At 61.3% G+C, this 13,084-nt stretch carries 13 protein-coding genes; 7 read left to right on the top strand and 6 right to left on the bottom strand.

Going from position 1 to position 13,084, the window contains the following annotated elements; all coding sequences use genetic code 11:
• Nucleotides 1-25 precede the first annotated feature (25 nt).
• The gene (locus ACIQV9_RS12620; protein WP_403101599.1) at nt 26-1,360 is read right to left on the bottom strand and encodes an acetamidase/formamidase family protein; all 1,335 of its coding nucleotides are present in this window, start codon (nt 1,358-1,360) and stop codon (nt 26-28) included.
• Between the two features lie 339 nt (nt 1,361-1,699).
• Between ACIQV9_RS12620 and ACIQV9_RS12615 the strand changes: the two genes are divergently transcribed.
• Complete coding sequence (locus tag ACIQV9_RS12615; RefSeq protein WP_403101597.1) at nt 1,700-2,746, top strand: class I SAM-dependent methyltransferase; 1,047 nt, start codon at nt 1,700-1,702, stop codon at nt 2,744-2,746.
• A 201-nt stretch (nt 2,747-2,947) separates the two neighbouring features.
• Nucleotides 2,948-3,778, top strand: a complete 831-nt coding sequence (locus tag ACIQV9_RS12610; RefSeq protein ID WP_403101595.1) for an NAD-dependent protein deacetylase — start codon at nt 2,948-2,950, stop codon at nt 3,776-3,778.
• A gap of 115 nt (nt 3,779-3,893) precedes the next feature.
• On the opposite strand, the gene ACIQV9_RS12605 is transcribed toward ACIQV9_RS12610, so the two are convergent.
• Nucleotides 3,894-4,796: a LysR substrate-binding domain-containing protein gene (locus ACIQV9_RS12605; protein WP_403101593.1), complete on the bottom strand. Its 903-nt coding sequence runs from the start codon at nt 4,794-4,796 to the stop codon at nt 3,894-3,896.
• Between the two features lie 284 nt (nt 4,797-5,080).
• On the opposite strand from ACIQV9_RS12605, the gene ACIQV9_RS12600 reads away from it, so the two are divergent.
• From ACIQV9_RS12600 to ACIQV9_RS12590, 3 genes are read left to right on the top strand one after another with little or no spacing between them, the layout of a single operon-like run.
• Entirely contained in the window at nt 5,081-5,779 is a 699-nt protein-coding gene (locus tag ACIQV9_RS12600; protein WP_219094907.1) for a CoA transferase subunit A, read from the top strand.
• A 33-nt stretch (nt 5,780-5,812) separates the two neighbouring features.
• Complete coding sequence (locus ACIQV9_RS12595; RefSeq protein WP_403101591.1) at nt 5,813-6,478, top strand: CoA transferase subunit B; 666 nt, start codon at nt 5,813-5,815, stop codon at nt 6,476-6,478.
• Between the two features lie 11 nt (nt 6,479-6,489).
• Nucleotides 6,490-7,671: an acetyl-CoA C-acetyltransferase gene (locus ACIQV9_RS12590; protein WP_403101589.1), complete on the top strand. Its 1,182-nt coding sequence runs from the start codon at nt 6,490-6,492 to the stop codon at nt 7,669-7,671.
• A 238-nt stretch (nt 7,672-7,909) separates the two neighbouring features.
• Here the strand turns inward: ACIQV9_RS12590 and ACIQV9_RS12585 are convergent, their stop codons facing one another.
• Nucleotides 7,910-8,512, bottom strand: a complete 603-nt coding sequence (locus tag ACIQV9_RS12585) for an NADPH-dependent F420 reductase (RefSeq protein WP_403101587.1) — start codon at nt 8,510-8,512, stop codon at nt 7,910-7,912.
• Nucleotides 8,513-8,624: 112 nt separating this feature from the next.
• On the opposite strand from ACIQV9_RS12585, the gene ACIQV9_RS12580 reads away from it, so the two are divergent.
• Nucleotides 8,625-9,521, top strand: coding sequence for a LysR family transcriptional regulator (locus ACIQV9_RS12580; protein WP_403101585.1), 897 nt, complete (start codon nt 8,625-8,627; stop codon nt 9,519-9,521).
• 116 nt (nt 9,522-9,637) lie between these two features.
• On the opposite strand, the gene ACIQV9_RS12575 is transcribed toward ACIQV9_RS12580, so the two are convergent.
• The 3 genes from ACIQV9_RS12575 to ACIQV9_RS12565 form a co-directional block, all read right to left on the bottom strand.
• Nucleotides 9,638-10,957 (bottom strand): Nramp family divalent metal transporter, encoded by a 1,320-nt coding sequence (locus ACIQV9_RS12575; RefSeq protein WP_403101583.1) that lies wholly within the window; start codon nt 10,955-10,957, stop codon nt 9,638-9,640.
• 78 nt (nt 10,958-11,035) lie between these two features.
• Nucleotides 11,036-11,560: a DUF3833 domain-containing protein gene (locus ACIQV9_RS12570; RefSeq protein ID WP_403101581.1), complete on the bottom strand. Its 525-nt coding sequence runs from the start codon at nt 11,558-11,560 to the stop codon at nt 11,036-11,038.
• Between the two features lie 10 nt (nt 11,561-11,570).
• Nucleotides 11,571-12,104 (bottom strand): chalcone isomerase family protein, encoded by a 534-nt coding sequence (locus ACIQV9_RS12565; protein WP_403101579.1) that lies wholly within the window; start codon nt 12,102-12,104, stop codon nt 11,571-11,573.
• 163 nt (nt 12,105-12,267) lie between these two features.
• On the opposite strand from ACIQV9_RS12565, the gene ACIQV9_RS12560 reads away from it, so the two are divergent.
• Nucleotides 12,268-13,062 carry a hypothetical protein gene (locus tag ACIQV9_RS12560; protein WP_403101578.1) on the top strand — a complete coding sequence of 265 codons (795 nt, stop codon included), beginning with the start codon at nt 12,268-12,270 and terminating at the stop codon, nt 13,060-13,062.
• Nucleotides 13,063-13,084: the final 22 nt, after the last annotated feature.

Below are 13,084 nucleotides of genomic sequence, written 5' to 3'. Positions count from 1 at the left end.
TTCGGTACAGAGCCTTCGGCAGGTGTTACTCCAGCTCGTATTTCTCGCGCACCAGATGGCCGATGCCGATGCGATCGAGCACGTCCATCGGGCACAGGAAGGTCACGCGAACGGTGCCCGGCAAACGGCTGATGTCGATCGAGCCGGTGATGGTCGCGCGGTTGAGCACTTCGTCGTACGGCAGGCCAGTGACCGAAGCAGCGCGTTTCAAGCCGTTCTCCACGGCGACGTTGAGGTTCTCGCCGCTGCCGATAAAGGTGATCGGGCCGCTCTGCTCGATGTCGTGCTGGCCCCAACGCTCGCCGAGTTCGCGAACTTTCTGCCGTTGTTCGGCATTCATCGGCCGCGCCATCGGCGGCAGATCGTCGAGGTTTTGCAGGAGGATCGGCCCTTCCAGCGTCAGGTTTTTCAACACTTGCACCACCACTTCGGTTTCCCCGGAGCAATCGGTGGCGTGCCCGGCGATCTCGCCGTTGCCCTGCTGGGCGTGCATGTCGCCCATGTACACACCGGCTCCCGGCACTTTCACCGGGCAGATCAACACGCAGCCTTCGCGGATCGAGTTGGTGTCCATGTGACCGTCGGTCTTGGCCGCGTGCAGTTCTTCGCGGGTCATGCCGAACCGGTGCGGTGCGTTGATCAGGTATTGGCCGAAATCGGCGCAGTTGTGCGAGTCGGGCAAGTCGCGGGACGGCGTGGTGCCGATATTGCCGAGGAACGGGCGCATGTGCGCGGCCACGCCGGGGATGTCGGCGCGGGCCAGGGACAGGATCGAATGCTGGGCCGCGAATTCCGGCAGCGCCGACATTTGCGAGGCATTGCCGGCCAGTCGGTTGGCGACGTCCTGATTGACGGTCAGGCTGACCTGATTCTGCGCATCGAACACAATCACGTAGCCATGGCTGAAGCGAAATGCGCTGACCTCGGCGCCGCAGTTGTTACAGCGAATCGACTCCTCGCCAATGCCTTCGACATGGCTGGCCGGGTGGTCGGTGCCGCACTTGGAGCAGAATTTGGCAACGAACGGGTCGCCGTTGTATCGCCCTTCAACGAAACTCATGACCCCGGACGACGTCGCCAGCGAGGTGACGCGCATGCTTTTGATCTTGATTGCCACCGCATCGCCGACTTCCGCCCCGGCGATTGCCACCGGCTGCGTCACTTCGTGGCCGCCCTCGAAGGCGGGCGTGATCATCGGGCCCCAGCAGCCCGGCGGTGTACCGGTGATCAGGGTGCCGCCGTCGGCCAGAGGGCCGAGCATCGTCTGGCTTGGGCCGATGATGCCTTGGGTGTAGTGATCGACGCGCAGGCGATTGACGGGTGAAGGGTTGAGGTCGGTTTCAGACGCAAGCGTGGTCATGGGTGTCCCCTTAACGATGAAAGGCGCAGTACGGGGTCACAGTTCATCGCAGGTTTGTATCTCATCTGTGTTCGGCAGCGGCCCGGAATGAAGCGCAATGTATCGGGGCGCACGCCGGACACAGTGCGATACACACCGAAAATCCCTGTGGGAGCGGGTATGTGTCAGGTAGGGGAATGGGCTTTCGTCGCTCCAGGCCGCGGGGAACGGGGCTCGGGCTAAACTTATTGCACGCGGGACGTGCAGAGCGTCCTGTTCATTCCCACGACCACCGCCCAGGGGTGAACGCCTCGAAAAACAAGGCCTCTGGACCGTGATCCTGCTGAAGGAGCACACGTGATGGACGAGGCCAGACTCAATGATTTCATGGGCAAACTGGTGAACGACATGGGCGGCGCGGCGATGCTCGCCAACGTCATCCTCGGTGAAGAGCTCGGCCTGTACCGGGCCATGGCCGACAGTCAGCCGATCACCCCTGAAGCACTCGCCGACAAGACCGGTTGTAATCCCCGCCTGCTGCGCGAATGGCTCAGCGCCCACGCCGCTTCCGGTTACATGGAACACGAGGGCGGTCAGTTCCGCCTGCCCGAAGAGCAGGCCCTGGCATTGGCCATCGAAGACTCACCGGTCTATATCGCCGGCGGTGTCGGGGTGGTCGCGTCGTTTTTCCATGACAAGGACAAACTGGTCAACGCCATGCGCGGCAACGGCGCCCTGGCCTGGGGCGATCACCATCCGTGCATGTTCAGCGGCACGGAGCGGTTCTTCCGCCCCGGGTACAAGGCGCACCTGATCGCCGAGTGGCTGCCGGCCCTCGACGGCGTGGTCGCCAAACTGCAGACAGGTGCCAAAGTGGCGGATATCGGCTGCGGCCATGGTGCCTCCACGGTGATCATGGCCCAGGCGTTCCCGGACTCTCGGTTCGTCGGTTTCGACTACCACGCACCGTCCGTCACCGTCGCGACCCAGCGCGCCGAAGAAGGCGGCGTGTCCGGGCGTGCGCGGTTCTTCCAGGGCACCGCGAAAAGTTTTCCCGGCGACGACTATGACCTGGTCTGCTATTTCGACTGCCTGCACGACATGGGCGACCCGGTGGGCGCGGCAAAGCACGCGTATGACGCACTGAAACCGGATGGCACGGTGCTGCTGGTGGAACCGTTCGCCAATGACTCGCTCGACGACAACGTCACCCCGGTCGGCCGGCTGTTCTACGCCGCGTCGACCTTCATTTGCACACCGAACTCGCTGTCTCAGGAAGTCGGTCTGGGGCTCGGCGCCCAGGCGGGTGAGGCGCGGTTGCGCAAAGTGTTTACCGAGGCGGGGTTCAAAAGTTTCCGTCGGGCCACGGAAACGCCGTTCAACCTGATTCTGGAGGCGCGCAAATAATCACCGCTAACGGATATTCACTGAAGATCCATGTAGGAGCTGTCGAGTGAAACGAGGCTGCGATCTTTTGACGTTGTTTTTAAAGAGCAAGATCAAAAGATCGCAGCCTCGTTTCACTCGACAGCTCCTACAGAGGGATTGCGTTTGGTTCGTCGGCAAGTGCTAGGCTGGGGACACTCAAGCCCCTGCGGAGTGTTGAACATGCTCGACGAACAACTCGACCGACTCCAGCGCTTAATGGCCGAGCAGCCGTTCATGGTCCTGACCGGCGCGGGCATCAGCACCCCGTCGGGCATTCCGGACTACCGCGACAACCAGGGCGTACGGCGTGGCCGGCAACCGATGATGTACCAGGAGTTTCTCTCGGCCCCGGAATCACGGCGCCGCTATTGGGCGCGGGCGATGCTCGGCTGGCCGCGCGTGCGCCAGGCTCAGCCGAACGTGGCCCATGAAGCCCTGGCCAGTTTGCAAAGCAGCCGGCAGATCAGCGGACTGATCACCCAGAACGTCGACACCTTGCACGATCAGGCCGGCAGCCATGATGTGATCGAACTCCACGGCAGCTTGCACCGGGTGCTGTGCCTGGACTGCGGACAGCGCAGCGAGCGGGATTCGATTCAGCAATTGATGGAGGCGCAGAACCCCTATCTGGCCGGGGTCGATGCGGTGCAGGCGCCGGATGGCGACACGCTGCTGGATCCGGCGTTCGAGGCGCGGTTCCAGGTGCCGCATTGCCCACACTGCGCGGGTGAGCGGATGAAACCGGACGTGGTGTTTTTTGGCGAGAACGTCGCGCAGGTGACGGCGGCCAAAGCCATGGCGGCGGTGGAACAGGCGGCGGGATTGTTGGTGGTGGGGTCTTCGTTGATGGCGTACTCGGCGTTCCGCTTGTGCCGGGTGGTGGCGGATCAGGGGAAGCCGTTGATTGCGATCAATTTGGGCAAGACCCGGGCGGATGACCTCCTGGGGATGAAGATTGAGGCGTCGTGCGAACAGCTCTTGCCTTTACTGGCCAAGCGCCTCTCCTCCTGATCACCCAAAAACCCTGTAGGAGTGAGCCTGCTCGCGATAGCGGAGTGTCAGTCAGCATCATTTTTGCCTGATACACCGCTATCGCGAGCAGGCTCACTCCTACAGGGGATTGTGCTCAGGGCATGGACACTTGTTGGCCCAGGTTCTCGGCTTTGAGAATATCGAACAACGCCTGCGCCGCCGCCGACAGTTCCACCCCAGGCTTGGTCAGCACCCCGATCGCCCGTTCCACCACCGGGTCGCGCAACGTAATACACCGCGCGCCCAACTCGCGCATCTGCCCGGCGCACAACGCCGGTACGGCGCTGACGCCCAATCCGCTGGCGACCATCCTTCCGACTGTCGCCAACTGATGGCTTTCAAACTCCACCGGCAATTTCATCCCCCGCGCCTGCAAGTGTTCTTCCAGCATCACCCGCACCGTCGAGGGGCGCTGCAAGGTAATGAACGGTTCCTTGAGCAAGGTCTGCCAATCAATGTCGTGCCGTTGCGCCAAGGGCGAATCGTCCGGCACCACGGCAACGAATCGGTCCATATACAACGGCGTGAATTGCAGCGATGAACTCTGCGTCGGCTCAAACGCCACGCCCAGCTCCACCTGCCGGTCGCGCACCATTTCCAGCACTTGCTCATTGATAACGTCGTTCACCGTGACGTTGACCTTGGGATAACGGGCGCGAAAGGTCTTGAGGATCGGCGGCAGCAGATTGCCGGCAAACGACGGCATCGCCGCCAGGGTCACGCGCCCGCGCTGGAGGGTGAAACGCTGGCGCAGTTCATCCTCGGCGTTGTCCCAATCCGCAATCAGCCGGCGAGCCAGTGGCACCAGCGATTCGCCCTCAGCCGTCAACGCCACATTGCGTGTGTTGCGGGTGAATAGCCGGCCGCCCAACCCCTCTTCCAGGGCCTTGATGGTCAGGCTCAAGGCCGATTGCGACAGGTGCAATCGCTCGCAGGCCACGGCGAAACTCAGGCTCTGGGCCACGGCCAGGAATGCGCGGATCTGCTTGACGGTCATGCGCGGTCTCTCCAAGGTAACTACATTGATTCAACGTAAAAAACCCCTGTAGGAGCTGTCGAGTGAAACGAGGCTGCGATCTTTTGACGTTGATCTTAAAAAACAAGATCAAAAGATCGCAGCCTCGTTTCACTCGACAGCTCCTGCAGGTTCCGACGGCCTCACATTAGTGAGTTTTATCTATCAATCAACCTTAAAAATCAACTTAACAAATAAATCCTCCAGCGAGACACTCCTACCCCATACGGCTAGCCAGCCGCCCACAAAGAATAAAAGAGGTGCATATGGCAGGTTTCGACAAGCGCGTGAGTTCCTATGAGGAAGCTCTGGCAGGTCTTGAAGACGGCATGACCGTGATCGCCGGCGGCTTCGGCCTGTGCGGGATCCCGGAAAACCTGATCGCCGAGATCAAGCGCAAAGGCACCCGTGACCTCACCGTCGTTTCCAACAACTGCGGCGTCGACGGTTTCGGCCTCGGCGTGCTGCTGGAAGACCGGCAGATTCGCAAGGTGGTGGCCTCCTACGTCGGCGAGAACAAACTGTTCGAAGACCAATTGCTGAAAGGCGAAATCGAAGTCGTCCTGACTCCCCAAGGCACCCTCGCCGAAAAAATGCGCGCAGGCGGTGCCGGCATCCCCGCTTTCTTCACCGCCACCGGCGTCGGCACTCCGGTTGCCGATGGCAAGGAAGTGCGCGAATTCCATGGTCGCAAGTACTTGATGGAAGAATCCATCACCGGTGACTTCGCCATCGTCAAAGGCTGGAAAGCCGATCACTTCGGCAACGTGATCTATCGCCACACCGCCCAGAACTTCAACCCGCTGGCCGCCACTGCCGGCAAGATCACCGTGGTCGAAGTCGAAGAAATCGTCGAACCCGGCGAGCTGGACCCGTCGCAGATCCACACCCCTGGCATCTACGTCGACCGGGTCATTTGCGGCACGTTCGAGAAGCGCATCGAACAGCGCACCGTGCGTAAGTGATCCCCAGCCCCCGGACCTGAAGGAAAAATAACAATGGCACTTTCCCGCGAACAAATGGCTCAACGCGTCGCCCGCGAAATGCAGGACGGCTTTTACGTGAACCTGGGCATCGGCATTCCGACCCTGGTTGCCAACTACATCCCGGAAGGCATGGAAGTCATGCTGCAGTCGGAAAACGGCCTGCTCGGCATGGGTCCCTTTCCTACTGAAGAAACCATCGATGCCGACATGATCAACGCCGGCAAACAAACCGTGACCGCACGTATCGGCGCGTCGATCTTTTCCTCGGCCGAGTCCTTCGCGATGATTCGCGGTGGTCATGTCGACCTGACCGTGCTGGGCGCCTTTGAAGTCGACGTGCAAGGCAACATCGCCTCGTGGATGATCCCCGGCAAACTGGTCAAGGGCATGGGCGGCGCCATGGACCTGGTGGCCGGTGCCGACAACATCATCGTCATCATGACCCACGCGTCCAAGGACGGTGAGTCCAAACTCCTGTCCCAATGCAGCCTGCCGCTGACCGGCGCCGGGTGCATCAAGCGTGTGCTGACCGACCTGGCTTACCTTGAAATCGAAAACGGCGCGTTCATTCTCAAAGAACGTGCGCCGGGCGTCAGCGTCGAAGAGATTGTCGCCAAGACCGCCGGTAAACTGATCGTGCCGGATAACGTTCCGGAAATGCAGTTCGCTGCCCAGTGAGGAATCCTTCCATGCAAGACGTCGTTATTGTTGCCGCCACTCGTACCGCTATCGGCAGTTTCCAGGGCTCGCTGGCCAATGTGTCCGCCGTTGACCTCGGCGCTGCGGTGATCCGCCAACTGCTGGCGCAAACCGGCCTGGACGTTGCTGAAGTCGATGAAGTGATCATGGGCCAGGTGTTGACCGCCGGTGCCGGGCAGAACCCTGCCCGCCAGTCCGCGATCAAGGCCGGCCTGCCGTTTACCGTGCCGGCGATGACCCTGAACAAGGTCTGCGGCTCGGGCCTGAAAGCGCTGCACCTGGCCACTCAGGCGATTCGCTGCGGCGATGCCGAGGTGATCATTGCCGGCGGCCAGGAAAACATGAGCCTGTCCAACTACGTCATGCCCGGTGCCCGCACCGGTCTGCGCATGGGTCACGCGCAAATCGTCGACACCATGATCAGCGACGGCCTGTGGGATGCGTTCAACGATTACCACATGGGCATCACTGCCGAGAACCTGGCGGACAAGTACAATCTGACCCGCGAACAACAGGACGCCTTCGCCGCGGCCTCGCAGCAGAAAGCCACGGCCGCCATCGAAGCCGGGCGTTTTGCCGATGAGATCACGCCGATCCTGATCCCGCAGCGCAAGGGTGATCCGCTGTCCTTCGCCACCGATGAACAGCCACGCGCCGGCACCACCGCTCAAGCGCTGGGCAAACTGAAACCGGCCTTCAAGAAGGACGGTTCGGTGACCGCCGGCAACGCCTCGTCCCTGAACGACGGTGCCGCCGCCGTGATCCTGATGAGCGCCGACAAAGCCAAGGCCCTGGGTTTGCCCGTGCTGGCGAAAATCGCCGCTTACGCCAACGCGGGCGTCGACCCGGCGATCATGGGCATTGGCCCGGTGTCGGCGACTCGTCGTTGCCTGAGCAAGGCTGGCTGGTCCATCGACCAACTGGACCTGATCGAAGCCAACGAAGCCTTTGCCGCACAATCCCTGGCGGTGGCCAAGGACCTGGAATGGGACTTGAACAAGGTCAACGTCAATGGCGGCGCCATCGCCCTCGGTCACCCGATCGGTGCGTCGGGCTGCCGGGTGCTGGTGACCTTGCTGCACGAAATGATCAAGCGTGACGCCAAGAAAGGCCTCGCCACTTTGTGCATCGGTGGTGGTCAGGGCGTGGCGCTGGCGATCGAACGGGCGTAAAGCGTTAAACAGACTGCGCGGGGACCCACGAAGAACCGCGCGGTCTGGTAACACCCCGGTGCGCCTGCGGTGGAAGCGCTTCTTGTGGCGAGGGGACTTGTCCCCGTTGGGTTGCGTAGCAGCCCTAAAATCTCGGCAATTGTCCAGACTATAGAGAGCGCTACGCACTCCAACGGGGACAAGTCCCCTCGCCACAGAAGCATCTGATCATCTCAGGTGCATCGGTTTTTTCTAGCCGTCAGGCAAATTTCACCAGGTTCAACGCCGGTAACGGGCCGCCCGGAAACTGCACCAGCTTAGCTCCCACACTCAGTTCCCCAAGATCAATCCCGAAAAAGCCCAATCGCTCGGTCAACCCGATCACTTGAGCTTTCGCCTCGGCGTCATCCCCCGAAACAAACAGCACCCGCTGCCCGCCCTCTGCTGCCGGATCGCTCTCCAGCAAGCGCGCCTGAAGGTGATTGAACGCCTTGACCACCCGCGCACCGGGCACCCATTCGGCAAATACTTCGCTGGACGTTCGGCCCTGCAAATCGACGGCCTTGAATGACGGCGCCTCGATCGAGTTGTTGGCGTCGATGACGATCCGCCCATCAAAATTCGGCAGCCCCACCAGCGCCGTCGGTAATTTCGACCAGTTGACCGCCACCAGCACAATGGCTTGTGCGGCCGCTTCTTCACGGGTGCCGGCGCGGGCCGTTGGCCCGAGCTCTTCCACCAGTGAAGCCAGTGTTTCTGGCCCACGGCTGTTGGCGATAACGATCTCAATGCCTTTGCGTGAAAGCGCCCGGGCAAAGGCTGAACCAATGGCGCCGGCGCCGATGATTCCAATTTTTTGCATGATTGTTCACTCCGAGGGGTTGTCGTTGAAGTGAATACTGCGCTTGCCATTAGGGCTTGATTAGAGGGTAATGCCTTGAATCATCTTCAAGCACTGCTATCAGGTGTCAGCCATGGAAACCCTCGCCAATCTTGAATCGTTTGTCCGCAGCGCCGAGACCGGCAGCTTTTCTGCCGCGGCCCGCTTGCTGGCGCTGACACCCGCGGCGGTCAGTCGCAACGTGGCGATGCTCGAACGAAACATCGGTGTGCGACTGTTCCAGCGCTCGACCCGCCACCTGTCGCTGACCGAGGCTGGCGAGCGTTTTCTGGCGAGCATCGGTGGCAATCTGCAGGCGTTGCAGTCGGCGATCAGCGCGGTGAGCAGCGATCAAGGTGAACCTGCCGGGGTGCTCAAAGTCAGCCTTGCGCCGACGTTTGGCATCGGTCATGTGCTGCCGTTGCTGCCGCAATTCCTCAAGCGCTACCCACTGATCAAACCGGAATGGCACTTCGAAAACCGCCAGGTGGACCTGATTGCCGAAGGGTATGACGCGGCCATCGGCGGCGGTTTCGAGTTGACGCCCGGGGTCATCTCCCGAACATTGGCGGCGGCGCACGTCGTGGCCGTGGCCTCACCGGAATACCTCGCACGGCACAGCCTGCCTGACAACCCGGCCGACCTGGCCCGATTGGAGGGCATCGTGATGCGCGGCACCCGCACCGGACGCATCCGGCAGTGGGTCATGCAGGACGGCGCGGGCAATGAGGAGCAGGCGATTCTCAACGAAAACATCGTGCTCAACGACCCGGCCGCCATGCGTGAAGCGGCGATCCTTGGGCTGGGCGTGTCGCTGCTGGTGTTGCCGGATGTGGCCGCGAATATTCAGCGCGGCGAACTGGTGCGCCTGCTGCCCGACTGGCATGCCGATGCGGGGCCGATCTCGTTGTACTACCCGAGCCGCACGTTGATGCCGGCCAAGACTCGAGTGTTTATTGATTTTGTGGTGGAGGCGTTTTCACGCCACTGAACTGATCGTTCCCACGCTCCGCGTGGGAATGCCTCAATGGACGCTCCGCGTCCGCTTCGGCAGGGACGCGGAGCGTCCCGGCTGCATTCCCACGCAGAGCGTGGGAACGATCACACTCAGGCCAGAAACTGAAAGATCAACCAGCTATTCGCCCCACTGATCACCGCAAACAACCCCCAAGCCAACACCCGCGTCGGCCAGCGATTCACAAACGCCCCCATCAATTTGTGATCGTTGGTCATGCGAATCAGCGGGTACAACGCAAACGGCAATTGCAGACTCAACACCACCTGACTCAACACCAGCAACTTGCCGATTGCGTTATCGCCCATCAGCCAGACGCCGATGAACGCCGGGATCAACGCCAGCCCCCGGGTAATCAGCCGTCGTTGCCAGCAAGGAAGCCGCAGGTTCAGATAGCCCTCCATGATCACCTGCCCCGCGATGGTCCCGGTAAACGTCGAACTCTGCCCCGAAGCCAACAGCGCCACGCCAAACAACACACTGGCCAAGGCGCCGCCCACCAGCGGGTCGAGCAAGTGATAAGCGTCCTGGATGTCCACCACATCGGTATGCCCGCTCTTGTGAAACGCCGCCGCGGCGAGGATCAGGATCGCCGCATTGACCAGCAGCGCCAACGCCAGGGAGCCAATGGTATCGATCCGCGCCAGTTTGACCGCGTCCTGCTTGCTGGCCAGGTCCTTGCCGATCATTCGGGTCTGCACGATCGAGGTGTGCAGGTACAAGTTATGCGGCATCACCGTGGCCCCGAGAATGCCGATGGCCAGGTACAGCGGTGCGGCATCGCCAATGGCTGACAGGGACGGCGTAAAACCACGGGCGACGTCCGGCCAGTACGGCTTGATCAGCAGCAACTCCACGAAGAAACACACGCCGATGGTGCTCACCAGCACCAGCATGATCGCTTCCAACCGGCGGAATCCACGGTTTTGCAGGGCCAGCACCAGCAGCGTGTCAAACGCGGTCAGCGCGATACCGACGGTCAGCGAACAACCCAACAACAAGTGGAAGGCCAGGGCACAGCCGAGCACTTCCGCCAGATCGGTGGCGATGATCGAGATTTCCGCCAGCACCCATTGAGTCCGCGCGGTCCGCGTGCTGTAGCGCTCCCGGGACAGTTGCGCCAGATCGCGGCCAGTGGCGATGCCCAGGCGCGAACACAGACACTGCACCACCATCCCCGCCAGACTTGCCAGCAGCACCACAAACAACAGGCTGTAACCAAAGCGCGAACCCGCCTCGATGGCAGTCGCCCAATTGCCAGGGTCCATGTAGCCGATGGACACCAGCAAGCCAGGCCCGGCAAAGCGCAGCATTCGTTTGAAGAACGATGCACGGGGGTCAACGGCAACGCTGCCGGCCACTTCCGGCGGGCAAAACGGCGCGGTGGCAACTTTTGGCAAACTGAATTTCACGCAATCATCCGTCGACAGGTGGAAAAGCGCAGCTTAGACGTTTCAGCCCGTGCGCCCAAGGGCAAAAATGCCCGGGTATCAGGCGCCGTGTCGGCGGAAGAACAACGTCACCTGGCCTAACTCAACGCCGAACTTGGTCATGGTGGAGCGATTGGCCATGGTGTTTTCGTCCAGCAAATACATCCAGTCATCGAAATGCACCTGATAGACCTTGTCGTCCACCGGCAGGCTGAGTTCATACCGCCAGTGCAGCGCGTTGCCGGCCACCTCACCGCGGGACTCGCCGATCACATCGCCGGCCGTGCCGCGCCAACGGCCTGGACCGTCAGGGTACAAGGTCCAGACGCGGATCTGTTTTGTGCCATCGCTGTAGGTAAAGGCTTCATGCATGATCAGGTTCTGGCCGTCCATTCGGCTGTTGATCAGCACATGAAAGCGTTTGATCACCTCCCCCGAGCGCTTCTGGAACATTCCCCAGCCATCCACTCGCCCGACGAAGAACCCGGGTAGATCGAGCTTGGGGTTTTGCTCGCTGTAGCGCTGCACATCGACGCTGCAACCGACCAGGCAGACGAACAGCACCAGCAGCAGTTTCTTCAGCATGTCATGCACCTCAAGGCTTGGCGCTGCCCAGCAACTGCTGGCGCAACTCAGGATTACGAGTACGTGGGTCGAGCCAGATATCGAAAAAGGCCCGGGCGAATTGCGGGTCCTTCACTTCGTGTTGCGGTTGCTGGCCGACAAAAAACCGTGCGCCCTGCCCCGGCAAATACACCCCGGTAATACGGGTGCCGGCTTTTACATCGACGAATGACTGTTGCATCTGCACCTTCCAGCGCTCGAGTTGCTCGGCGCTGACCGAGGGCCCGGACAACCGCTTGATTTCATCGACACTGGCCTGCACTAGATCATCGCGGGAAATGCTGCGCTGATAGATCAGTTCCAGGGCAAACGGTTGGTCCGGCGCCAAGGGCCGGGCCGCACTCCAGAGCCGAGCGTTGTAGACATCGAACCCGAACACCCGAAACTCGCCGGTGCCGATGATCTGCGCGCCGGGCAATGCCTCCTGCCAACTGGCCAGGGCCTGGGTGCCTGACAATCCCAGCAACAACACACCGTGATACAGGCGTAATCGGAATCTGTTCATCGTGTTCTTTTCACCATGGGCATCTGCTAAAAACTTATACGCAAAGCATCGTTTTGTACAATTATTTGAGCCGTAGCTTTGTATACAAAATCTCCTCGCTTCTAGAGCAATCCAACGTCCGCAGTGCTAACGTTGGCGCCTCACTCAGGTCGGAGACGCGTGCGTGCTGATGCTTAAACTGCTGGTGATTCCAGGCTTTCTCTTGTTGATTTCCCTAGCGGGCAAACGCTGGGGCCCGAGCGTGGCTGGTTGGCTGTCGGGATTGCCGGTGGTGGTCGGGCCGATTCTGTTCTTCCTTGCCATCGAACAGGGCGAGGTGTTCGCCGCTCAATCAGCGACGGCGGCGTTGTCGGCGATGTTCGCGATGATTGCCTTCTGCGTGACCTATGCCCAGGTCGCTCAACGAGCGGGATGGCCATGGGCGTTGACGATGTCACTGCTGGTCTGGGCCGCCGTGGCCGTGGTGCTCTCGCTGATTCCACCCTCGCTGGTGTTCTCGGTGATCGCGGCCGCCACCGCGCTGCTGGCGGCGCCGTACCTGTTTCCCAGCGTGCAACCCATCGTTGCAGGCCCGACGCCAAAGTCTGACAAACTGCTGCTGCGCATGATTGCCGGCGCCCTGCTCACCCTCGCTGTGACATTACTCGCCAGCACCGTCGGCGAAGGCTGGAGCGGTTTGCTCGCGGTGTTCCCGGTGCTCGGCAGCGTGATGGCGGTGTTCTCCCAGCAAACCCGCGGCCCGGCGTTTACGGCCGCGTTGCTGCGGGCGACGGCAACCGGCATGTATTCGTTCGCGGCGTTTTGCCTGGTGTTGGCGCTGGCGTTGCCCGACATGGGCATGAGCGCCTTTGCCCTCGGTGTTGCGGTGTCCGTGGGGATGTTGGGCATTACCAGGCGCTTGCTGGCGCGACCGATCAACCCGACGACCGAGACTGGACGATCAGCGATCAAACGCTAAGCTCCTTCACATCCCGAGGGCC

The organism is Pseudomonas sp. NPDC099000 (genome assembly GCF_044759925.1).
Taxonomy (GTDB): Bacteria; Pseudomonadota; Gammaproteobacteria; order Pseudomonadales; family Pseudomonadaceae; genus Aquipseudomonas.
This window is presented reverse-complemented; position numbering and strand designations above follow the sequence as displayed.